Genomic DNA, 22,033 nt, shown 5'->3' on the forward strand with positions numbered 1-22,033 from the left:
CGCCGTAGATCAGCACGCGCCGCTGGTATTCCGCCGGCACCGCGAAGAAGCTGAAAATCATCAGGAAGACGAAGATGTTGTCGACCGCGAGCGATTTCTCGATCAGGTAGCCGGTCAGAAACTCCATCGCCTTGACGTCGGCGACCTCTGCGCCATACGCGCCCTTGAGGTGCCACCACAGCACCAGGTTGAACAGCATGGCCAGCGAAAACCACACGAAGGACCACGCCGCCGCTTCCCTGAATCCGACCTTGCGCGCCTTGTTGCCGCCGACCAGGAACAGGTCGACCGCCAGCATCACCAGCACGAAGCCGATGAACGCGCCCCACATCCAGGGCTCACCAATATGCAGCGCAGCGTCCATGCTTTTTTCCGGTCCTGTTGCGGTTTATTGCACCGCGCGCAAGGCGGCGATCCGCTCTTCCAGCGGCGGATGCGTCATGAACAGGCGCTTGAGGCCGCCGGCGCCGCCACCGGCGATGCCGAACGCCGCCATTTTTTCCGGCAACGGTGCCGGGTGCAGGCTGTTCAAGCGCTCCAGCGCAGCAATCATTGCGCCCTTGCCGGCAAGCGACGCGCCGCCACGGTCAGCACGGAACTCACGCTGGCGCGAGAACCACATGACGATGATCGAGGCCAGGATGCCCAGCACCAGTTCGGCGATGATCATCGTCACCCAGAACGCCGGGCCATGGCCGTTCTCGTTCTTGAACACCACGCGGTCGACGGTGTGGCCGATGACGCGCGACAGGAACATGACGAAGGTATTCACCACGCCCTGGATCAGTGCCAGTGTCACCATGTCTCCGTTGGCGACGTGGGCGATTTCGTGACCGATCACCGCTTCGGCCTCTTCTTTCGTCATCGCGTTCAGCAGGCCCGAAGACACCGCGACCAGCGCGTTGTTCTTGTTCATGCCGGTGGCGAAGGCGTTGACGTCGGGCGAATCGAAAATGCCGACTTCGGGCATGCCGATGCCGGCATCCGCCGCGTATTTCTTCACGGTTTCGACCAGCCAGAATTCCTTGGAACTGGACGGCGACTCGATGACGCGCACGCCCATCGATTTTTTCGCCATCCACTTCGAGATTGCCAGCGAAATCAGCGAACCGCCGAAACCCATGACCGCGGCAAAGATCAGCAGCGAGGTCAGGTTGAGTCCGTTGGCGGTGAGATAGGGCTCGACGCCGAGGATGCGCATGGTGAGCGACAACACCAGCACGATGGCCATGTTGGTGGCGAGGAACAGGAAAATACGTTTCATGAAGTTCTCCTTGAATAAAGGCAAAGCCTTTTGACGAACAGGCAACAGGATACAGAGGCCGGATAAACAATAAAATTCGATTTTTATACTGCTATTGTTCGTATTTTACGATTCGAGCCCGGTACCCGGCCCGCCATGCTGAACTACAAGCACCTGCATTACTTCCGCACCGTCGCCAAAGCCGGCGCAATCAACCGCGCCGCCGAAAAGCTTCACCTGACGCCGCAAACCCTGTCCGGCCAGATCAGCGCATTTGAGACCCGGCTGGGCGTGGAGTTGTTCCGCCGCAGCGGCCGGCGGTTGGAGTTGACCGATGTCGGCCGCACCACGCTGGCCTATGCCGACGAAATTTTCCATGTCGGCGCCGAGCTCGAAGAGGCTCTGCAGAACCGCGCGACCGCGCCGGTACACCCGTTCCGCGTCGGCATCGCCGATGTGGTGCCGAAGTCGATCGCCTATCAACTGCTGGCACCGGCGCTTACCCTGGCCGAACCGGTCAAGCTGATCTGCAAGGAAGACCGGCTGCAACAGCTGGCCGCCGAGCTGTCGATCCACCGTCTCGACATGGTGCTGGCCGACCGGCCCTTGCCCTCCTCGATGGACATCAAGGGCTACAGCCACCCGCTCGGCGAATGCGGCATCGCCTTTCTCGCGGCACGCAGCGTCGCCAAAAAACTGCAGGGGGAATTTCCCGCCACGCTGCATGGCGCGCCCCTGCTGATCCCGGGCGAAGACAGCGCGCTGCGGGTGCCGCTGCTGCGCTGGCTGGAAAAGAAGGGATGGGGCGCCACCATCGTCGGCGAATTCGACGACAGCGCCCTGATGAGCGCCTTTGGCCAGGCGGGCGCGGGGGTATTCCCGGTGCCGCTGACGACGGCGCCGGCCGTGATGAAGCAATACAACGTGATCGAACTGGGGCGGACGCTGGAGATTCGCGAACGCTTCTTCGCCATTTCGGTGGAGCGGCGGTTGAGCCACCCGGCGGTGCTGGCAGTCAGCGAAGCCGCGCGACGCAGCTTCGACCCCGGCAGCGCCTAAACCTCAGCAGCCAGCCAGCTGACCGTCTCGACGGGCGTCATCACCCGGAACAGCGGTGCGCAGCGGCGGCGCAGCTTCAGCAGCGCGCGATCCTTGCTAACCAGCGCCTGCGCGCCGCATGCTACGGCCAGCTCGATGAACATCTGGTCGTCGGGATCGCTGCATTGCGGCAACCCGGCGATAGCCTGCTTGGGCGGAACCCGGCAGGACAGCGCGTGATAGCGCGCCACCAGCGCAGCCTGCCGCGAAGCATCGAGGGAAAATTCCGGGTAGGCCAGCACGCGCTGCCACTCGTCGAACGTGGCCGCATTCACCGCACAAGCCGCCTGCCCCGCCTCCAGCCGCTGCAACAACGGGCGCGTGGCGGGGTCGTCGAAATGCAGCAGATCGAGCACCACATTGGTGTCGAGCACCCACAGCGGCTTACTCAATATCGAGATGCTCGCCGATGAAATCGCGCACCCAGTGCTCGGGGTGCGCGCTGGAAAAGCGTCCGACGATTTCGCCCTTGTCGAACAGCAGCACGGTGGGGAATCCGCGCAGTTCGTAGCGGCCGGCCAGCTTCATGTTTGCGCCTTCGTCGACTTCGACCTTGGCCATCTGCAGCTTGCCGGCGTAGTGGGCGATCACACGCTCCAGCACCGGCGTCAGCGCACGGCAGGGCGGGCACCAGTCGGCCCAGAAATCGACCAGGATGGGGCGGGTGTGCGAAGCCTCGATGACATCGCGGTCGAAGTGTTCGAGGTGGGTATCAAAAATCAGCTCTGCCATCGGTCGGCCTTTCGGAAAGTGCCGCCATTTTGCCTCAAACCCGGCCTCCCCAAACCGGGCCAAGCCTGCTACCTTTGCGGCATGGAAGAACGCTTCTATCGCGAACAGGAACTCGCGCGCCTGCCCGACTTTCTGCCGGCCGCCACCTACAACCTCGCGCACACGCTGCTGGCGCGTGCGGGAAAATGCCTGTTCGTGCCGATCCGCTCGATGCAGTACATGGCTGTGCTGGACGCCGACGAATTCATTTTCGTCGACAGCCAGAACAAGGCCTGGATCGAACTGGCGTGGCAGCATTTCCGGCCGCAGGCACGCAGCGCACTCGACGAACGCGTGCCATTCGAACAGGTGTATTACCTGCCACAGGCCACAGAAACCATGAAACGTCTGCCGGGTGAATTTCACCAGGCGCTACGAGTGCTCGCCGAGCGCAACAAGTCGGACACAACGGCCACTATTCTCACCCTGCACCACAAGGCCAGATCGGAAGACGAGCCACGCTAAAGCGGGCGGTTTGGCTCCGCCCCTGCGTTGGGTCATCGGGCGTGTATGCATTAAAATGCGCGCACTATGTCCAATACTCTTGCCAAATTCGCCCAAGTTTGCCCACTCTGGGTCTACAAACTGTTTCCCTTTTTGCGCTGGTGGCCTTCGGTCGATGCCGACACCGCGCGCAACGACGCGATGGCCGGCCTCACCGGCGCGCTCATCGTGCTGCCCCAAGGAGTCGCCTTCGCGACGATCGCCGGCCTGCCGCCGGAATACGGCCTCTACGCAGCCATGGTGCCCGCCATTATCGGTGCGCTGTGGGGATCGTCCTGGCATCTGGTATCCGGTCCCACCACGGCAATTTCCATCGCCGTGTTTGCCTCGGTCAGCCCGTTTGCCACGCCCGGCTCGCCCGAATTCATCAGCATGGTGCTGACCCTGACCTTCATGACCGGGGTATTCCAGTTGATTCTGGGACTGGCACGCATGGGGGTGCTGGTCAACTTCATTTCCCACACCGTGGTGATTGGATTTACTGCAGGCGCGGCCATGCTCATCGCGGGCAGCCAGATCAAGAACTTCTTCGGTCTGGACATTCCGCGCGGCACCCCCTTCTTTGAAACCCTGTCGCTGTTCGCCCAGCATGTTGGCGACATCGATCCCTACGTCACGGCGGTAGCTGCCACTACGCTGGTTTCAGGCATTCTGGTCAAGCGTTTCGTCCCCAAGTTCCCTTACATGATTGCCGCCATGCTGGTGGGCAGTTTTCTGGCGCTCTTCCTGAACAATCATTTCGGCGTGGACGTCACCCACATCAAGACCGTTGGCGCGCTACCCGCCGGCCTGCCGCCCCTGTCGGCACCGGACTTCTCTTTTGGCGCGCTGCATCAGATGCTGTTCCCGGCGCTCATCATCACCATGCTGGCGCTGACCGAAGCCGTCTCCATCTCACGCGCCATTGCCACCAAATCCGGCCAGCACATCGACGGCAACCAGGAATTTGTCGGCCAGGGTCTTTCCAATTTGATCGGCAGCTTCTTCTCCAGTTACGCCTCCAGCGGCTCGTTCAACCGCAGCGGCGTCAACTACGCAGCAGGCGCACGTACGCCGCTGGCTGCCGTGTTCGCTTCGCTGTTCCTGGTGGTGATCCTGCTGATGGTGGCCCCCCTGGCCGCCTATCTGCCGAATGCGGCGATGGCCGGCATCCTGTTCCTGGTGGCCTGGGGGCTGATCGATTTCCACCACATCAGCCTGCTGCCCAAAATCAACAAGCAGGAAACCATCGTGCTGTGGGTCACCCTGATTGGCACGCTGATCGATCTGGAAAAGGGCATCTTCTTCGGCATCGCGCTGTCGCTGATCTTCTATCTGTACCGCACCTCGCGACCGATGATGGAGGCCGTCCTGCCGGACCCCGACCCGACCAACTACCACTACGGCTCTCTCGAAGGCCGGCCGGAATGTCCGCAGGTGAAGATGCTGCGTCTCAACGGCTCGATTTTCTTCGGTGCGGTCGCGCATTTGCAGCAGCAGTTGCAGCAACTGGAAGAGAACGAGCCCGAGCGTAAACACCTGGTGATCATGGCCAGCGGCATCAATTTCGTCGACCTGGCCGGTGCGGAATTTCTGGCTGAGGCAGCGCGCCAGCGTCGCAAGCTCGGTGGCAGCCTTTACTTCTACCGCATGAAGGACAGCATCAAGGAAACCTTGAAACGGGGCCACTTCATGGACGACATCGGCGAGGACAACCTGTTCCCGGCCAAGACCCGTCCGATGTCGGTCATCTACGCCAAGCTCGACAACGATATTTGCCGCAACTGCACCGTACGCGCCTTCCCCGTCTGCCAGACGCATCTGCCCAATGGGGAGGCCCGCACGTCATAAAATGCAAACGCATGTGCAATGCGTTGACCATTGCAGGACATGAAACGATCGTAGCCACGTAAGGAGCAGTGCTTTTTTTCAATCCTTCAGTAGGAGGTGGAAATGGCAGTGAATCAAACCACATGGGTCAGGACGCTCGGCTGGGGCGTCGTCACCGCAGGGCTGTACGGATTCTTGTTCCAGTATTCGGAGGTGTTCGAACGCCTGGCGCACACCACGCTGGACACCTGCCAGCTTCATACCGACACAGACACGCAGTACCACCACAAGGTTTCGCCCGAACAATGCGCGGCAGAGGGCGGAGCGTTCGTCGCGGGAACCTGGTGGTATGTGTTCGCCCCCATCGCCTTGGCTTTTGCCCTCTCCTACACGCACGGGATCTTTACCGGCCTGTTCTGGGACGCGGTCGGCCTCAGGGCCAAAAAATAGGTCATGGACCAGGAGACCGGCATGGAACTGATCAACTTCATCGACATCACGCCGACGACCGCCATCCTTCTGGTTCTCGTCGGGTTTATCGGCGGCATGGTATCGGGTTTCATAGGCTCGGGCGGCGCGTTCGTCCTCACGCCGGCGATGATGGCGCTGGGCGCACCCGGCATCGTCGCGGTGGCTTCCAACATCTGCCACAAATTTCCCAAGGCGCTGGTCGGTGCGGTCAAACGCAACAAATACGGCCAGGTGGACGTGAAACTGGGTCTGGTTCTGGGCCTGTTTGCCGAAGCCGGCGTGCTGTTCGGCAAACACGTGATGACCCACATCAAACACAGCTTCGGCGCGGTCGGTACCGATCTCTATGTATCCGGGGTATTCGTCGTGACGCTGGCCATTGTCGGCAGCTTCGTATTCAAAGACTACCGCAAGCTGAAGGCGCTGGATGACGCCGGGCAAGGCGAGGAAGCGACGCCCATCACCCGGGTGGCGCGCTGGGTACAGTCGGTGAGGATTCCCGGCACGATGATCTATTCCAAAGGCGCGCAGGCCGAAATATCGGTGCTGTTCCTCGTTCCCATCGGTTTCGCCACCGGCTTTCTGGCATCGGCGATTGCGGTGGGCGGCTTCATCGGCGTCCCTGCGATGATCTACATCCTGGGTCTGCCGGCGATCACGGCCACCGCCACCGAACTGGTGATTGCCTTCGTCATGGGCCTCGGCGGCACCCTTTTCTATGGCCTCGAAGGCGTAGTGGACATCCGTCTGGCCATGCTGATCCTGCTGGGCTCGCTGTTCGGTGTGCAGCTTGGCGCCATCGGCACCACCTACGTGAAGGACTACCAGGTCAAGTTCACCATGGCGGTCATCATGCTGACCGTGCTGTTCTCGCGCTTTTTCTACATTCCCGGCTACCTCGTCCAGCTCGACATGATGGATCCCTTGCCCACGGCCACCACGCGCATGCTCAAATGGATCGGCGACGGCGTGCTGGCGCTGGCGCTGGTATTGGGAGCCTATACGGTGTTGTCCGCCCTGTTCAAGGGAATGAAGGCGCACAAGCAAGCGCAGGCCGTACTGGCACGTGCCGACGTAGCGGATTGAACGCGAGGACACCATGGTCGCAACCACTCCTTCTGCAAGCACAATGCCGGGCTGCATCCTCATCGCCACGGACGGCTCGGACGATTGCGCCGGCGCCATTCGTACCGGCATCGCCCTCGCACACTCTCGCGGCGCACGCCTGATCGGCCTGTCGATTGCACTCGACAACCCGGAGTACAACACCCTGGTACCCAACCTGCATGAAGTGGCCGAAGCACGCGCGCGGGCGGCGCTCCAGTCCTTCATCGACGAAGCGGGCGCGAGCGCCGAAGCCACGACCCGCCGTTCAGCCGATCCCGCTGACGGTGTTGTGGCCGCCGCCGATGAACTGAGCGCCGACCTCATCGTGATGGCCGAAAGCGACAAGAACATCCTGACGCGCATGATGGTGGGCGACACCACGGCCAAAGTGATCGGCCGCACAGCCCGCCCGGTACTGGTCGTGCCTCGCTCGGCGCATATATGGGACAAGCGGATCCTGCTGGCAACCGACGGCTCGCCCCATAGCGAGGCAGCCGCCGAGCTGGCGGGGCATTTTGCCAGGCAGGCCGGACTGCCGGTCAGCGTGGTCTCCGTTGTCACCAGCAGCCACAGCGATGCGCGGCGCAAGGAAGCCGAGCGTGCCGTGGCCGCCGCGATGGAACATTTAACTGGCCAGGGACTGCAAGCCGAGGGGCAGATGGCGGAAGGCCGTCCGGACGAAGCCATCGTCAAGGCCGCCGAGTCGGCGGGCGCCGACCTGATCGTTGTGGGCAGCCACGGTCGCACCGGACTGACGAAAATCCTGCTGGGTAGCGTGGCCGAGCGGGTCATCGGGCATGCCGCCTGCCCGGTTCTGGTCGTCAAAGCCTAAGTTCAATTCCCACAAACAGGGGCCGTGCGGGATAATCCCGTACGGCCCTTTTGCATTCTGGAGTTCAAACATGATCCGCAAGAATCCCTCCGGGCATTTGCCCGTGGTACACGACAGCGCCTTTGTCGACCCCACCGCCATCCTGTGCGGAAAGATTATCGTGGAAGAGAACGTGTTTATCGGCCCCTACGCCGTCATCCGCGCCGATGAAGTGGACAAGAACGGCGAGATGGAACCAATCGTCATCGGCGCCAACTCCAACATCCAGGACGGGGTCGTCATCCACTGCAAGGCAGGCGGCGGCGTCACCATCGGGCGCGGCAGTTCGATCGCGCATCGCTCGATCGTGCATGGCCCCTGCACGGTGGGCGACAACGTGTTCGTCGGCTTCAACTCGGTGCTGTTCAACTGCACCGTCGGCGACGGCTCGGTAGTTCGCCACAACTCCGTGGTCGAAGGCTGCAGCGTGCCGCCCGGCTTTTACATCCCCTCCACCGCCAATATCCATTCCGACGCCGAGCTCGCCCAGATCGAGCGCGTGACGGCCGACGAAGCAAGTTTTTCGGAAAGCGTGGCGCAAGCCAACAAGGAACTGGTCAAAGGGTATAAACGCATCCGCAACGAATTCTGAGCGGCTGCATCAGGCCCGCCTCAGCGCCCCTCTTTCACGCCGCGCGATACCCCGGCGGTGAGCCACTTGGGCAGTTCGCGGTCGCCCGCATTGTCCAGCAAGTATTGCCGTATCAAACGCCGCATCACCTGCGATGGCGTCAGGTCCTGCTGCGCGCAGATTTCCTCGAACAGCTTCTTTTTTTCGGGATCGATCAGGACGGTCAGCCTGGCAGTACGATTTTCCATGAGGGAAGGACGCCGTGATGTTAATTTGATTAACATGGTAGCCGACTTCATTTATCACTAGAATCGTATCGAATTATTGAGACGGTCAGCTCATGTTTAAACCCCTAAGCGGTTTGTCGCGCAACGCAGAGTGGTGTGGTTCGTTGAGCCGTCTCAATAAAACGCTGTTTTTAATGCTTATTGATTCGGCCGGCTGCGCTGTCTCGCACGGCTTGGGAAAAACGAGCGTCAACATCACTTCTAACTTCATCGGGCCGAATCAATACATGCTGCCGGCGTGCAATCCATGTTCGTTTTAGCAGGTTTCGATACGCATTTCCTCGATCTGGCCTGGGCCGGCGTGCTGCTCTGGCTGCTGCTCGGCTTTTCGGCCCTGCTGGCGCAACGTTCGAAAAACGTGCTGCTGCGCCTGATTTTTCCACTCGGCGGCGGCGTCGCCTTGTGCATGGCGGCAATCGGTCTGGCGAGTCTCGCCGCGTCGCCGGCGACCCTGGCGCTCCCCATCGGCTTGCCCGATTTGCCTTTCCATTTGCGGCTGGATGCGCTGTCTGCGTTTTTCCTGTTGCTACTGGGCAGCGCATCGTTCGGCGTGACGGTGTACGCCACGGGCTACTTCCGCAGCATGAAGCCCGCCCCGCTGGCGCTGCTGGGTCTGTGGTACCACCTGTTTCTGGCGGGCATGGCGATGGTGATGCTGGCCGACGACGCCTACGCCTTCATGGTGGCGTGGGAAGTGATGGCCCTGTCGTCGTATTTTCTGGTGACGACCGACCACGACGTGCCTGAAATCCGCCGCGCCGGTTTCCTCTATCTGCTGATCGCTCACGTCGGCGCGGTGTCGCTGCTGCTGGCGTTCGGCGTGATGCAGGGCGGCAACGGAGATTTCAGCTTCGCCACCATGCGCCAGGCGGAGATGACGCCGTACTGGGCGTCGGTCACGTTCCTGCTGGCGCTGTTCGGCTTCGGCGCGAAGGCGGGACTGGTGCCGCTGCATGTGTGGTTGCCGGAAGCGCACCCGGCCGCGCCTTCGCCGGTGTCCGCGCTGATGTCGGGGATCATGCTGAAAACCGCGATCTACGGCCTGTTGCGCGTGACCTTCGATCTGCTCGACGTGCAGCTCGGCTGGTGGGGCACGCTGGCGCTGGCGCTCGGCCTCATCACCGCACTGTACGGCGTGATTTTCGCCGCCGTGCAGTCCGACATGAAACGCCTGCTGGCCTGGTCGTCGATCGAGAACATCGGCATTCTCGTCGCGGCATTCGGCCTAACGCTGATTTTTTATACCGACGGCAAGGGCGCGCTGGCAGCGCTGACGCTCACCGCGATGCTGTACCACGCCATCAATCACGCCTTCTTCAAAAGCCTGCTGTTCGTCGGCACCGGCTCGGTGCTGCACGCCACCGGCGAGCGGCGCATGGGCAAACTGGGCGGGCTGATCCGCTTCATGCCGTGGACGGCCTGGCTCACCCTGATCGGCGTGCTGGCGATTGCCGGCTTGCCGCCGCTCAACGGTTTCATTTCGGAGTGGCTGCTGTTGCAGGCTTTTCTGCTCACGCCCGGCCTGACTCAGCCGTATCTCAACATGGTGATTCCGGTGGCGGCGGCAGCGGTGGCGCTGGCGGCGGCGCTGGCTGCCTACGTCATGGTGAAGTTTTTCGGGGTGATCTTTCTCGGCCAGCCGCGCGCGCAGGCGCTCGAACACGCGCACGAGGCAAGCTGGCCGGAACGCCTGGGCATGCTGTGGCTGGCGGCCGGCTGCCTGCTACTGGGCCTATTCCCGGTTCAAATGATCGCCACAATCGCGCCGGTGGTGCGTTTGCTGACCGGCCAGGCGCTGATCAACGCCGGCAACTGGCTGCTGATTGCGCCGCTGGCGGCCGAACGCGCCAGCTATGCGCCGCTGCTGTTCCTGGCGGTGGTGCTGACGGTATTGCTGCTGAGCTTCATCTGGGTGCGCCGCGTGTATCACGGCCGCGTGCGGCGCGCCGATCCATGGGACTGCGGCTACCCGGAACAGGACGCGCGCATGCAGGACAGCGCCGAGGGCTTCGGCCAGCCGATCCGCCATATCTTTGCGGCCTTCATGCGCGTCGAACGCGAAACGCCGGATCCGTTCGACCGGCATCCGCGCTACCGCGGCGACAGCCGCGACAAGCTGTGGTTGCTGCTGTACCAGCCGATCGCCCGTCTGGCCGGCTGGCTGTCCGATCAGGCCGCACGCCTGCAGCATGGCCGCATCCAGTGGTATCTGATGTACAGCTTCGCCACGCTGGTTTTCCTGCTCGTCTTTGTCTCGCGCTGAAAAATGAGCACCGGCATTCTTCTGCAAATCGCCCAGACCCTGATCGCCATCCTGCTGGCGCCGCTGCTGATGGGCTGGGTCAACCAGTGCCGCGCCTGGCTGCAGGGCCGCAGTGCGCCGCCGCTCACCCAGCCCTATCGCACGCTGAAGAAGCTGTTCCACAAGGACGCGGTCATCGCGCACCGCGCCAGCCCGCTGTTCCGCTTCGCGCCTTACATGATCTTTTCCTGCATGGTGCTGGCGGCCGGCCTGGTGCCGACTGTCGCCAACGATCTGCCGTTTTCGCCCGCCGCCGACGTCATCGCGCTGGTCGGCGTGTTCGCGCTGGCGCGGGTGTTCCTGGCGCTGGCGGCGATGGATATCGGCACCGCCTTCGGCAGCCTCGGCGCACGGCGCGAGATGCTGGTGTCCTTTCTTGCCGAACCGGCGCTGCTGATGGTGCTGTTCACCGCGAGCTTCATTTCGCAATCGACCGAACTGCCGGTCATTGTCGATACCCTGGCGCACCGGGAGTTCGCCATCTACCCCAGTCTGGCGTTTGCGGCGGTGGCGTTCTGGATGGTGTCCACCGCCGAGAACGCGCGCATCCCGGTGGACAACCCGACCACTCACCTCGAACTGACGATGATCCATGAGGCCATGATCCTGGAATATTCCGCGCGGCATCTGGCGCTGATCGAATGGGCGGTGGCGCTGAAACTGTATGTCTATTCGGCGCTCGGCATCGCGCTATTCGTGCCCTGGGGCATCGCGCCGCAGGGCGATCTGGCCGCGCTGCCGCTGGCCATCCTGGCGCTGCTCGCCAAGCTCGCGGCGGGCGGTGCGGCGCTGTCGCTGCTGGAAGCGGTATTTGCCAAGCTGCGGTTGTTCCGCGCGCCGGAATTCCTCGGCACCGCCTTCCTGCTCGGGGTGCTCGGGATGCTGATCCATTTCCTGCTGGAGGTCTGAGATGAGCCTCTCCTATCCCCTGCAAGTCGTCAATCTGCTGGCTGCCCTGCTGCTGCTGATCTCGTTCGCCATGCTGTCGCAGCGCCGCGTGGTCGGACTGATTACGCTGTTCGCCTGGCAGGGCGCGGCGCTGGCGGCCTCGACCGCGATCATCGCCTGGTCAACCGGCCAGCATCACCTGTACTACTCCGCCGCGCTGACGCTGATCCTCAAAGTCATCGCCATGCCCTGGTTTTTCTACCGCATCGTCCGGCAGCTCGACGTCAACCGGGAGGTCGAATCGATGCTCAACATCCCCACCACCATGCTGATCGGCATCGTGCTGGTGATTTTCTCGTTCAACCTGGCGCTGCCGATTTCGCAGATGGCCGGCACCGTCATGCGCTCGACGCTGGGCATCGCCATGGCCTGCGTGCTGCTCGCCTTTCTGATGATGATCACGCGGCGCAAGGCCATCACCCAGGTGATCGGTTTTCTGGCGATGGAAAACGGCCTGTTCTTCGCCGCCACCAGCGCCACTTACGGCATGCCGCTGGTGGTCGAGCTCGGGGTGGCGCTGGACGTGCTGGTGGGGGTGTTCGTGCTGGGAATCTTCTTCTTCCAGATCCGTGAAAGCTTCGAGTCGCTCGACTTGAAGCACATGGAAAAACTCAGGGAAAAATAGGTCTTGGAAATCTACTGGGTACTCGGCATTCCCCTCGCCGGCGGCATTTTCCTCGCGCTGTGGGGCAATCGCGGCCACGCGCCGGAAATCAACGCGCTGTTTTCCCTGGCCACTCTGCTGGCCGCCGCCGCGCTCGCCGCGCGCATCGTGGCCGAGGGCCCGTTGCTGGTCGGCCAGGGCTGGTTCTTCATCGATTCGTTCAATGTGTTTCTGGTGGCGCTGACCGCATTGGTCGCTTTCACCACCGCCCTGTTCTCGCGTCCCTACATGCGCATCGAAAAAGAGCACGGCAAGCTGACCGACGCCCGCCTGCGGCTTTACCACAGCAGTTATCAGGTATTCATCGGCATGATGCTGCTGGCGCTGACCACCAACAACATGGGCATCCTGTGGGTGTCGATGGAAGGGGCGACCCTCGCCACCGTGCTGCTGGTGTCTCTCTACCGCACTCCGGCTTCGCTGGAGGCGGCGTGGAAGTATTTCATCCTGTGCGGGGTCGGCATCGCGCTGGCGCTGTTCGGCACCATCCTGCTGTATTTCGCAGCGGAAAAGGTGCTGGGCTCCGGCGGCACGGCGCTGTTGTGGACGCAATTGAACGGCGTGAAAGCGCAGCTCGAACCCACGGTCCTGCAGCTGGCCTTCGTGTTCTTGCTGGTGGGCTACGGCACGAAAGTGGGCCTGGTGCCCCTGCACAGCTGGCTGCCGGATGCCCACGCCGAGGGCCCGACGCCGGTGTCCGCCGTGCTGTCCGGTCTTTTGCTCAACGTTGCGCTGTACGCGGTGATGCGTTCCAAGGTGCTGGTCGACGGCGCGCTCGGCACCGACATGGCGGGCAATCTGATGATGGGTTTCGGGCTGCTGTCGGTGGTGGTCGCGGCTTTTCTCATCAAGCGCCAGACCGATGTGAAGCGCATGTTCGCCTATTCGTCGATCGAGCATATGGGGCTGATTACCTTCGCCTTCGGCATGGGCGGCGCGGTGGCGAGCTTCGCCGGCCTGCTGCACATGACCATGCATTCGCTGACCAAGTCGGCTATCTTTTTCGCCGTCGGCCACGCCACACAAAAAGCCGGCACGCAACTGATGGACGACATCCGCGGGCTGATCCAGACCAATCCCACGCTCGGCTGGGGCCTGATGCTCGGCACGATCGCCATCCTCGGCGTGCCGCCGTTCGGCGTGTTCGCCAGCGAGTTCCTCATCATCACCACCGCCATGCACGCGCATCCGTGGGCGACGCCCTTTCTGCTGATTGCATTGGGGGTGGCGTTTGCCTCGATCTTCGGCAAGGTGCAGCCGATGGTGTTCGGCGAGACCGAACTACCGAAACTGCCCTACCAGCCCGCGCTGACGCCGGTGTTTTTGCATCTGGGGCTGGTCCTGATGCTGGGCCTGTTCATCCCGCCGTATCTCGCTACCTGGTACCGGCAGGCGGCTGCATTGTTGGGAGGCTGACATGAAAATCGGCGAAAACGACTGGAATCTCGAGCCGTTCGGCAAGCACCTCTGGCGCGGCCGGATGGAGACCGGCCAGCTGCTCGCGCTGGCGCGCGCGGTCAAGGAGGCAGGCGGACAGCTCGTCGCCTTGTGGGGCTCGGACGACCGCCACCTGGGCGACGGCTTCGGCATCCATGGGGCCTTCCTCACCGGCTCGGGTCTGGCTTGGGTGAGTAGCGCCCTGCCGGTCGAGGCGCCAGCCTACCCCGACCTCGCGCACATCTTTCCGCAGGTCGACCGCATGCAGCGCGCGACCTTCGATCTGTTGGGAATCCGTGCCAGCGACGCGGTGGACGACCGCAAGTGGCTGCGCCACACCGCCTGGGCCGAAAACGAATTCCCGTTGCGCAAGGATTTCTCTCCGCTCTCGACTCTCGGCTCTCCCCTCCCCGAAGCCGACGCCTACCCCTTCCTCCGCGTCGACGGCGACGGCGTGCACGAAATTCCGGTCGGCCCCATCCACGCCGGCACCATCGAGCCGGGCCATTTCCGCTTCTCCATCATCGGCGACCGCATCCTCAAGCTCGAAGAGCGGCTGGGCTATACGCACAAGGGGACGGAAAAGCGTTTCGAGGGCCTGGATCTCGCGACCGGCGCGAAACTCGCCGGCCGCGTGTCGGGCGACGCGCACACGGCGTTTAGCTGGGCGTATTGCATGGCGGCGGAATCGGCTTGCGCGTGCCGCGTGCCGGATCGCGCGGCCTGGCTGCGCGCGCTGTTTCTCGAAATCGAGCGGGTGGCCAATCACCTCGGCGACCTCGGCTACCTCGGCAACGATGTTGCGCTCGCTTTCGGCTTCATGCAGTTCTGGCGCCTGAAGGAAGACTGGCTGCGGCTGTCGGCCCGGCTGTTCGGGCATCGCTACCTGTTCGACTGCATCGTCCCCGGCGGCGTCGCGACCGATATCGACAACGCCGGCCGGGCCGAACTGCGCGCGCTGGGCGAACGCATCGCGGGCGAGGTGCGCGAACTCAAGCACATCTACGACGAACACACCGGCCTGCAGGATCGATTCGCCCACACCGGCATCGTCAAACCCGAGCTGGCCGCGCGCCTCGGTCTGACCGGCCTGGCCGGGCGCGCCAGCAGCCAGGCCTGGGATGCGCGCGTGCAGTTCCCCTGCGCGCCTTACGACCAGCTCGACGTGGCCATGGCCGTGCAGAAATCGGGTGACGTGCTGGCGCGCGCCGAGGTGCGTTTTGCCGAGGTATTCGAGTCGTTGCGACTGATTGGGCAATTGCTCGCACGTCTGCCGGACGGCGAACTGCGTGCGCCCTGCGTGCCGGCGGGTACGCCATGCGAAGGCCTCGGCTGGATCGAAGGCTGGCGCGGACCGACGATCGTGGCGCTGCGCATCGCGGCCGATGGCACGCTCGACCGCGTGCATCCGCACGATCCGTCGTGGCAGAACTGGCCGCTGCTGGAGGTGGGCGTGCTCGGCAACATCGTTCCCGACTTCCCGCTCATCAACAAATCCTTCAATCTTTCCTACAGCGGGGTGGATTTATAAGATGGCGACACACCTGATACTGCAGAAGATGTTCAGGACCGGCTTCGTTTCCGAACCGGCGCCTGCTGCCGATCTGGCGCTGCGCACCCGCGAGCAGCACATTCATGCGGACCTGCTCGGGATATTCGGCCAGGCGGTGGCGATCCGCCACGTCGACGCCGGCTCGTGCAACGGCTGCGAACTCGAAATCCACGCGCTCGGCGGCGCGCATTACAACATCGAAGGCCTCGGCGTGAAGTTCGTCGCCAGTCCGCGCCATGCCGATTTGCTGCTGGTGACCGGGCCGGTTTCGCGCCACCTCGAAGTGGCGTTGAAGCGCACCTATGAGGCCACCCCGGAACCCAAGTGGGTAGTGGCGATAGGCGACTGCGGCTGTACGGGCGGGATGTTCGGCGAAAGCTACGCCTCGTGCGGCCGGGTTGCCAACGTCATCCCGGTCGACGTCGAAGTACCGGGCTGCCCGCCCACGCCGCTCGCCCTGCTTGAGGGCATCCTGGCAGCGGTCAGCGCAGGCGTTAAAACTCCGGCTGCGTCTTAGGCTTGGCTTTTCTGCCGGGACTGGCGGTCGGGATGTAACCCGCGATCCGGCACAGCAAGCCTTCGCTGGGCTTGCCCTTGATGTAGCGGGTGGAACGGCACACGATGACGTCGCCCCGGGCCGACAGTTCGGACAGTTGAATGCGCACATCCTCCAGCGGGATTCGCGTCGCTGCGGCGATTTCGGCGTCGAGTTGCTCGCCGCGCGCGCGCATGTATTTCAGTATGGTTTGCATGGCCGTGCCTTGATTATTGCTGCATGAACAGAGTAGACAGCTGACGGGCTGCCGACGGTTTGACCGCGTTGCGGCGCAAGCGTTTCACCTGCCCGGCAAAGTCGAGCGGAATCCGCTCCGCCAAGACTTCCGCCTGCTTTTTCAAACGCTTCCAGTCAGGAGGATAGTCGCCGTCGACAAAAGCGAAAGCAATATGATTATCGCCGCCCGGAATGCGTTGCATGTGCACGCGTCCCTCGAAAACCTCGTTGAGCAATGAAAAATGCCCCGCCCAGTCGCTCTCAAGGCCGGCGAAATTGGCCACGAGCAGCCCTGCTGGCCTGAGCCGGCGGCGCGCTGCCAGATAGAAATCACGATTGAGAAAGCTGGGCGCGATGCCCTCATCGTCAAAACCGTCCAGCAGCACGACGTCTGTATCGCCTGCGGCTCTGGGCAGGTATTCGGCCGCATCGGCCTCGACGATGGTCAGGCGTTCGTCGTCAGGGACCTCGAACGCGCTGCGCAGGGCAATGACGTGCGGATTGATCTCGACCACGGTGAGACGTGCATGCGGCAGGTGGCGATGGCAAAACTTGGCCAGCGAACCGCCCCCCAGCCCGACCATCAGCACATGTTCCGGTTCGGGCACGAACAGCAGGAACGCCATCATTTTCCGGGTGTAGGCAAATTCAAGCGCGCAGGGATCGTCGATGCGCATGGCGCTCTGGATGAATTCCAGACTGAACAGCAGTTTCCGGACCTTGCCGTCGTCGAGGATGAACGGTTTGGTGTAGCGGCCAGCCGCGATCTGCTGATAAAGAGACCCGAGATCGCTCTGTGCCGGTTCGAGCAGATGCACCTTGACGGGATCGCCCGACACTTTCCCGGGCAGCTCCAGTAAGGAGACGGACTGACACAAGGGCTTATTGTCCATCGGCTACTTTCCCCTCAGGCCGATTTTGTTCTGGCGCAGAGACTGAACGGTCGGCTTTTCAGCATTAGGCAAGCACATCGCACCCAGCCCCAAATAGCTACGCGAAAAATCGAGAAAATGGCGTAGCCAATCCACATGCGCGGTCTGCCGTGGGCAATCGTTCATTGGCTGGCTCCTGTGTGGATGCCAACTCCATCTGTCATGAGGCAGGGCAATACAGTTCCCCTCCAGGTTGGTGCAACTCATCGGTTCTTTGACATCCTGATTGGAGAAAACTGAGACAAGTCTTGTTCTCCCGAAAAAACACCCGGCATGGGCAACTAGACGCCCCCCAGCGCCGCGCTCGATCGCGAGGCAAGAGGATTTTCAAATTATTTGTTCATATTATATGACAATGTAATGATAATGTAATTATCATTACACACACCATTTGCTAATCGAGAGCCTTTCATGGAAAACCGTACTGCCAGATTGACGATCCTGATCGACCCGATCAAAAAACAGATCTTCGAGGAAATCTGTGCCCAGCAAGACCTCACCTCTTCACAGGTCATTCGCAAGTTGATGCGCCAATACATCTCTGAACACGCAGGGTCGCGCGAGCTGCCCGAATGGCTGGCGGGGCCTGTCGCCAAGGTGGAAAACAGGTCGTAGTGAGGCCGCGCCCGCCAACCAGGCCGAGGCGTACTTTTATCAAGGGTCGACTCCACTCGTGTTTGATTGATACGCAAGCAAAAAACACCCCATGACACAACTCAAGAACGACACTTTCCTGCGCGCGTTGCTACGCCAGCCGACTGAATACACGCCTGTATGGATGATGCGTCAGGCGGGGCGCTACCTGCCCGAATACAACCAGACACGGAGACGCGCTGGCGATTTTCTCGATCTATGCAAAAGCCCCGACCATGCTACTGAGGTCACGCTGCAACCGCTGGCGCGCTTCCCGCTCGATGCTGCCATCCTGTTTTCCGACATCCTCACCATTCCCGATGCGATGGGTCTGGGGCTCTACTTCAATGTCGGTGATGGGCCAAAATTCGAACGGCCGCTTCGTCATGAACGCGACGTTCGCGCCCTGGCAGTGCCAGATCCGAATATCGAATTGGGCTATGTCATGGCTGCCGTCAGCCAGATTCGCCGTGCGCTCGATAACAACGTGCCCCTGATCGGCTTTTCCGGCAGCCCGTTCACGCTGGCCTGCTATATGGTGGAAGGCGGCAGCAGTGTGGATTTCAGCCGGATCAAGGCCATGCTCTATCAGCGTCCCGAATTGCTGCACCACATCCTCGACGTCAACGCCCGCGCTGTCACGGCTTACCTCAATGCGCAGATCGAGGCGGGCGCGCAGGCCGTGATGATTTTCGATTCCTGGGGCGGTGCGTTGTCAGATGCGGCTTACGCTGAGTTCTCGCTGGCCTACCTGCAGCAGATCATGGATGGATTGACCCGCACGCTCGACGGCGTTGCCATCCCCAGCATCGTTTACACCAAGGGCGGCGGCCTGTGGCTGGAAGACATCGCCGCCATCGGGTGCGACGCCATTGGCCTCGACTGGGCCATCGATATCGGCAAAGCACGTCGGCGCGTTGACGGGCGGGTGGCACTGCAAGGCAATCTCGACCCCATGGTGCTGTTTGCCGAAGCCGACATCATCCGCGCCGAGGTCGGCAAGGTTCTGCACAGTTACGGTCAGGGCAGCGGCCACGTGTTCAATCTGGGACACGGCGTTTCCCAGTTCACTCCGCCGGACAACGTCGCCGCCATGGTCGCCGCAGTACACGAACTGAGCCGCCCTTATCACGCCTGACCGTCATGAGCCCAAACAGCCAGAAAATCAGGTTTTTCCGCCGCCATATCCCGGCATTCGAATGCGTCCCCGGCTGCCACGACTGCTGCGGGCCGATCACCGCATCGAGCGAAGAAATGGCGCGACTTCCGGTCAAAAGCGAGGCGGCCCATGAGGCGGCACTGGCCGAGCTGAGCTGCCCCCATCTGGGTGACAAGGGATGCCAGGTCTACGCCGAGCGCCCACTGATTTGCCGCCTGTTCGGCACCACGCCCCGACTAGCCTGTCCGCGCGGGAAGGGTCCTGCGGCGATGATTTCACCGCAGATCGAACAACAGCTTGAGCGCTACTTCGCGGCCACGCGGCAGGTGCTGGTATGACGAAAAACCCCGGCAAAAAGCCCAAGGCGCGCGCGAGCCAGACGGAACAGCCGTTCTATCACTGGGAAGGCGACATCCTGGTGCTCAACATCCTCGGCAAGCCCAGCGCCGGGCAAGATGCGATCGGCAAACCCTATGGCCACCAGCTCAAGGTCAGCGTCACCGCAGCGCCCCGCGCGGGGCGGGCCACCGATCACATGGTGCGTTTTCTGGCGGGTGAGTTCGGCGTGGCCACGAGCGACATCGAAGTCGTCTTCGGCCGCATGAACGTGAACAAGCAACTGCGCATCCAGTCGCCCAAGCGCTTGCCGGCGGTGATTGCCCAGCAGGCGCTGGTCTGAGCGCGGGGCTCGTCCAAGCGGCTTAAAACAGTGCGATCTGTCCGGGCGGCAGTGTTTCTGCAGGCGCAGGCCTGAGTTCGCGCAGCAGATCGTCCGAAGTCGGATAGCGGTATTTCAGCCGCAATTCGCGCGTGGTGCGCGTGTTCGACAGCTGGCGCGATTCGCGCAGAAACGACAACAGCGCTTCCGACAGGACTTTTTCGGCCTCTTCACGCTTCACCCGCGGCGGACGCGGTAAACCGAAGGCATCGGCGCAGCTGTCGAACCAGTCGCCCATTTTCAGCGGATGTGCGTCGACCGCATGGTAGATGCGCTGCGAGCGGCCGCGAAACAGGGCGGCCCACGCCAGCCGCGCCAGGTCGTCGGCGTGGATATGGTTGGTGTAGCTGTCATCGCTGGCCACCAAGGCAGGCGTGCCGCGCTTGATGCGTTCCAGCGGCAGGCGGTCGGCAGCGTAAATGCCCGGGGCGCGCAAGATGCTGATCTGCACGCCGAACTTTTCGCCCCAGCGGCGCAGCTGGCGTTCGGCATCGACCCGCCGCACCGCGCGGCCGTTGACCGGCGCCACTTCGCGCGTTTCGCTCACCCAGTTGCCGCCGCAGTCGCCGTAGACGCCGCTGGTGCTGATGTAAACCAGCGCGCCCGGCCTGCCGTGGCGGGAGAGCGCGTGCAGCAGATGGGTCGTGCGCGGGTCGGTCTTGCCCTCGCCAGGCGGCGGCGCCAGGTGCAGCACGCCATCGACGCGCGGCAGGCGGCGCAGGCTGGCGGGATCGTCGAGGTCACCCACATAGGGCGTTACGCCCAGCGCACGCAGTTCGGCCACACGCTCGGGGCGGCGGATCAGGCCGATGAAGCGGGCCTGCCCGGCATACTGTTGCACCAATCGCGCAGCGACATCGCCGAAACCGGCGATCAAGAGTGTTTTCATAGGCCTTTAACCATATTTTGACCAAGGACAAGGGTGAAAACCCTGCCTGCCCGGGCGATAATTCACTGCTTTCGCCACCGCATTCTAAGCGCTCACCATGCCGCATCAAGTCACCATCCAGCCCAGCGGGCACCAATTCACCGTCAACGACGACGAAACCATTCTCGATGCCGCGCTGCGCGAAGGCTTTTCGCTGCCCTACGGCTGCCGCAACGGCGCCTGCGGCGCGTGCAAGGGCAAGGTGCTGTCGGGCGAGCTCGACTACGGCAAGCATTCGCCCAATGCGCTCAAGGACGAAGAGAAAGCCCAGGGCCGTGCCCTGTTCTGCCGCGCCCAGCCGTTGACCGATATGGTGATCGAAGCCAAGGAAATCGGCGCCGCCAAGGACATCGTGATCAAGACCCTGCCGTGCCGGGTGGAAAAGCTGGAAAAACGCGCCGACGACGTAATGGTGCTCAAGCTCAAGCTGCCGGCCAACGAACGCCTGCAGTTCCTCGCCGGCCAGTACATCGACTTCCAGCTCAAAGACGGCCATGCGCGCAGCTTTTCGCTCGCCAATCCGCCGCACGACGACAGCCTGCTGGAGCTGCACATCCGCCATGTGCCGGGCGGCCTGTTCACCAGCCAGGTGTTCTCCACCATGAAAGAGCGCGACATCCTGCGCCTCAAAGGCCCGCTCGGCAGCTTCTTCATCCGCGAGGACTCCGACAAGCCGATGATTTTCATCGCCGGCGGCACCGGCTTCGCGCCGATCAAGGGCATGCTCGAACACGCCTTTGCCGAGCACACCCACCGCGAACTGGTTCTGTACTGGGGCGTGCAATCGCTGAAAGACCTGTACATGCCCGAACTGCCGCAGCAATGGCTGGCCGAAAAACCCAATTTCAGTTTCGTGCCAGTGCTGTCCAAGCCGCTGCCAGAAGACAACTGGCAGGGCCGCACCGGCTATGTCCACGATGCGGTGCTGGCCGATTTCGCCGACTTGTCGGGCTACCAGGTCTACGCCTGCGGCGCGCCGATCATGGTGGATTCGGCGCGCGAAGCCTTTGTCCGCACGCGCGGACTCGCTGAAGACGAATTCTTCGCCGACTCGTTCGTCTACGCCGCGGAATCCGAAGCGACCGTATAAAAAAAGCCCGCTGATGCGGGCTTTTTTTCGGGCTGCCACCCGGCATCGGTCGATCCGCTTTACAGGTCACCCCTGGAGCCCGCGCGGATGATGTCGTCCAGCCCGTCGCGTACTTTCTGGATGCGCGCCTTGAGGTCGGGCGACAGCTTGTTGGCCTTGGCGAACT

Annotated in this window: 25 protein-coding genes and 1 pseudogene; 18 read left to right on the plus strand and 8 right to left on the minus strand. The window is 62.6% G+C overall.

What is annotated here, in order from left to right; translation table 11 throughout:
• Nucleotides 1–364, minus strand: a pseudogene (locus tag IV098_RS16150) (hypothetical protein); the annotation flags it as partial.
• 24 nt (nt 365–388) lie between these two features.
• Nucleotides 389–1,264, minus strand: coding sequence for a protease HtpX (gene htpX / locus IV098_RS16155; RefSeq protein WP_296890945.1), 876 nt, complete (start codon nt 1,262–1,264; stop codon nt 389–391).
• Nucleotides 1,265–1,399: 135 nt separating this feature from the next.
• Between htpX and nhaR the strand changes: the two genes are divergently transcribed.
• The gene (gene nhaR, locus IV098_RS16160) at nt 1,400–2,302 is read left to right on the plus strand and encodes a transcriptional activator NhaR (protein WP_296890947.1); all 903 of its coding nucleotides are present in this window, start codon (nt 1,400–1,402) and stop codon (nt 2,300–2,302) included.
• Here the strand turns inward: nhaR and IV098_RS16165 are convergent.
• Both IV098_RS16165 and IV098_RS16170 read right to left on the minus strand, forming a co-directional pair.
• Nucleotides 2,299–2,733 (minus strand): putative toxin-antitoxin system toxin component, PIN family, encoded by a 435-nt coding sequence (locus tag IV098_RS16165; protein WP_296890949.1) that lies wholly within the window; start codon nt 2,731–2,733, stop codon nt 2,299–2,301. The genes nhaR and IV098_RS16165 overlap by 4 nt on opposite strands.
• Nucleotides 2,726–3,073, minus strand: a complete 348-nt coding sequence (locus IV098_RS16170; protein ID WP_296890950.1) for a thioredoxin domain-containing protein — start codon at nt 3,071–3,073, stop codon at nt 2,726–2,728. Before IV098_RS16170 ends, IV098_RS16165 begins: the two co-directional genes overlap by 8 nt.
• Before the next feature lie 81 nt (nt 3,074–3,154).
• Here IV098_RS16170 and IV098_RS16175 point away from each other — a divergent pair, with 81 nt between their 5' ends.
• The 6 genes from IV098_RS16175 (at nt 3,155) to IV098_RS16200 (ending at nt 8,466) form a co-directional block, all read left to right on the plus strand.
• Nucleotides 3,155–3,577 (plus strand): hypothetical protein, encoded by a 423-nt coding sequence (locus IV098_RS16175; RefSeq protein WP_296890952.1) that lies wholly within the window; start codon nt 3,155–3,157, stop codon nt 3,575–3,577.
• Nucleotides 3,578–3,643: 66 nt separating this feature from the next.
• Nucleotides 3,644–5,446, plus strand: a complete 1,803-nt coding sequence (locus IV098_RS16180) for a SulP family inorganic anion transporter (RefSeq protein WP_296890954.1) — start codon at nt 3,644–3,646, stop codon at nt 5,444–5,446.
• 102 nt (nt 5,447–5,548) lie between these two features.
• Nucleotides 5,549–5,875, plus strand: a complete 327-nt coding sequence (locus tag IV098_RS16185; protein ID WP_296890956.1) for a hypothetical protein — start codon at nt 5,549–5,551, stop codon at nt 5,873–5,875.
• A 21-nt stretch (nt 5,876–5,896) separates the two neighbouring features.
• Nucleotides 5,897–6,982, plus strand: coding sequence for a sulfite exporter TauE/SafE family protein (locus IV098_RS16190; RefSeq protein WP_296890958.1), 1,086 nt, complete (start codon nt 5,897–5,899; stop codon nt 6,980–6,982).
• Between the two features lie 13 nt (nt 6,983–6,995).
• On the plus strand, nt 6,996–7,835 hold the full coding sequence (locus IV098_RS16195; RefSeq protein WP_296890961.1) for a universal stress protein: 840 nt from the start codon (nt 6,996–6,998) through the stop codon (nt 7,833–7,835).
• A gap of 70 nt (nt 7,836–7,905) precedes the next feature.
• The gene (locus IV098_RS16200; protein WP_296890963.1) at nt 7,906–8,466 is read left to right on the plus strand and encodes a carbonate dehydratase; all 561 of its coding nucleotides are present in this window, start codon (nt 7,906–7,908) and stop codon (nt 8,464–8,466) included.
• A 20-nt stretch (nt 8,467–8,486) separates the two neighbouring features.
• Here the strand turns inward: IV098_RS16200 and IV098_RS16205 are convergent, their stop codons facing one another.
• Nucleotides 8,487–8,693, minus strand: a complete 207-nt coding sequence (locus tag IV098_RS16205; RefSeq protein WP_296890964.1) for a ribbon-helix-helix protein, CopG family — start codon at nt 8,691–8,693, stop codon at nt 8,487–8,489.
• Between the two features lie 286 nt (nt 8,694–8,979).
• On the opposite strand from IV098_RS16205, the gene hyfB reads away from it, so the two are divergent.
• The 6 genes from hyfB to IV098_RS16235 are packed head-to-tail and all read left to right on the plus strand — an operon-like array spanning nt 8,980 to nt 16,152.
• Nucleotides 8,980–10,995, plus strand: coding sequence for a hydrogenase 4 subunit B (hyfB, locus tag IV098_RS16210; protein ID WP_296890966.1), 2,016 nt, complete (start codon nt 8,980–8,982; stop codon nt 10,993–10,995).
• A gap of 3 nt (nt 10,996–10,998) precedes the next feature.
• Nucleotides 10,999–11,943 (plus strand): NADH-quinone oxidoreductase subunit H, encoded by a 945-nt coding sequence (locus IV098_RS16215; RefSeq protein ID WP_296890968.1) that lies wholly within the window; start codon nt 10,999–11,001, stop codon nt 11,941–11,943.
• Nucleotide 11,944: 1 nt separating this feature from the next.
• On the plus strand, nt 11,945–12,607 hold the full coding sequence (locus IV098_RS16220; protein ID WP_296890970.1) for a formate hydrogenlyase: 663 nt from the start codon (nt 11,945–11,947) through the stop codon (nt 12,605–12,607).
• A 3-nt stretch (nt 12,608–12,610) separates the two neighbouring features.
• Entirely contained in the window at nt 12,611–14,062 is a 1,452-nt protein-coding gene (locus IV098_RS16225) for a hydrogenase 4 subunit F (RefSeq protein WP_296890972.1), read from the plus strand.
• Nucleotide 14,063: 1 nt separating this feature from the next.
• The gene (locus IV098_RS16230) at nt 14,064–15,614 is read left to right on the plus strand and encodes an NADH-quinone oxidoreductase subunit C (RefSeq protein WP_296890974.1); all 1,551 of its coding nucleotides are present in this window, start codon (nt 14,064–14,066) and stop codon (nt 15,612–15,614) included.
• Nucleotide 15,615: 1 nt separating this feature from the next.
• Nucleotides 15,616–16,152, plus strand: a complete 537-nt coding sequence (locus IV098_RS16235) for an NADH-quinone oxidoreductase subunit NuoB (protein ID WP_296890976.1) — start codon at nt 15,616–15,618, stop codon at nt 16,150–16,152.
• Here the strand turns inward: IV098_RS16235 and IV098_RS16240 are convergent.
• Entirely contained in the window at nt 16,130–16,387 is a 258-nt protein-coding gene (locus tag IV098_RS16240; RefSeq protein ID WP_296890979.1) for a DUF742 domain-containing protein, read from the minus strand. The two genes, IV098_RS16235 and IV098_RS16240, sit on opposite strands and share 23 nt — an antisense overlap.
• 13 nt (nt 16,388–16,400) lie before the next feature.
• Nucleotides 16,401–17,285 carry a fused MFS/spermidine synthase gene (locus IV098_RS16245; RefSeq protein ID WP_296890981.1) on the minus strand — a complete coding sequence of 295 codons (885 nt, stop codon included), beginning with the start codon at nt 17,283–17,285 and terminating at the stop codon, nt 16,401–16,403.
• A gap of 465 nt (nt 17,286–17,750) precedes the next feature.
• Here IV098_RS16245 and IV098_RS16250 point away from each other — a divergent pair, with 465 nt between their 5' ends.
• The 4 genes from IV098_RS16250 (at nt 17,751) to IV098_RS16265 (ending at nt 19,810) form a co-directional block, all read left to right on the plus strand.
• Nucleotides 17,751–17,954: a CopG family transcriptional regulator gene (locus IV098_RS16250; RefSeq protein WP_296890983.1), complete on the plus strand. Its 204-nt coding sequence runs from the start codon at nt 17,751–17,753 to the stop codon at nt 17,952–17,954.
• Nucleotides 17,955–18,045: 91 nt separating this feature from the next.
• Nucleotides 18,046–19,110, plus strand: a complete 1,065-nt coding sequence (gene hemE / locus IV098_RS16255; RefSeq protein ID WP_296890984.1) for a uroporphyrinogen decarboxylase — start codon at nt 18,046–18,048, stop codon at nt 19,108–19,110.
• Nucleotides 19,111–19,115: 5 nt separating this feature from the next.
• Nucleotides 19,116–19,469 (plus strand): YkgJ family cysteine cluster protein, encoded by a 354-nt coding sequence (locus IV098_RS16260; protein WP_296890987.1) that lies wholly within the window; start codon nt 19,116–19,118, stop codon nt 19,467–19,469.
• Nucleotides 19,466–19,810 (plus strand): DUF167 family protein, encoded by a 345-nt coding sequence (locus IV098_RS16265; protein ID WP_296890989.1) that lies wholly within the window; start codon nt 19,466–19,468, stop codon nt 19,808–19,810. The genes IV098_RS16260 and IV098_RS16265 overlap by 4 nt, the downstream gene beginning before the upstream one ends.
• 22 nt (nt 19,811–19,832) lie before the next feature.
• Here IV098_RS16265 and IV098_RS16270 read toward each other — a convergent pair whose 3' ends face one another.
• Entirely contained in the window at nt 19,833–20,738 is a 906-nt protein-coding gene (locus tag IV098_RS16270; protein WP_296890991.1) for an SDR family oxidoreductase, read from the minus strand.
• 97 nt (nt 20,739–20,835) lie between these two features.
• Here IV098_RS16270 and IV098_RS16275 point away from each other — a divergent pair, with 97 nt between their 5' ends.
• Nucleotides 20,836–21,867, plus strand: a complete 1,032-nt coding sequence (locus IV098_RS16275; RefSeq protein ID WP_296890992.1) for a CDP-6-deoxy-delta-3,4-glucoseen reductase — start codon at nt 20,836–20,838, stop codon at nt 21,865–21,867.
• Nucleotides 21,868–22,033: the final 166 nt, after the last annotated feature.

Source organism: Thiobacillus sp. (assembly GCF_018780105.1).
Lineage (GTDB): Bacteria > Pseudomonadota > Gammaproteobacteria > Burkholderiales > Thiobacillaceae > Thiobacillus.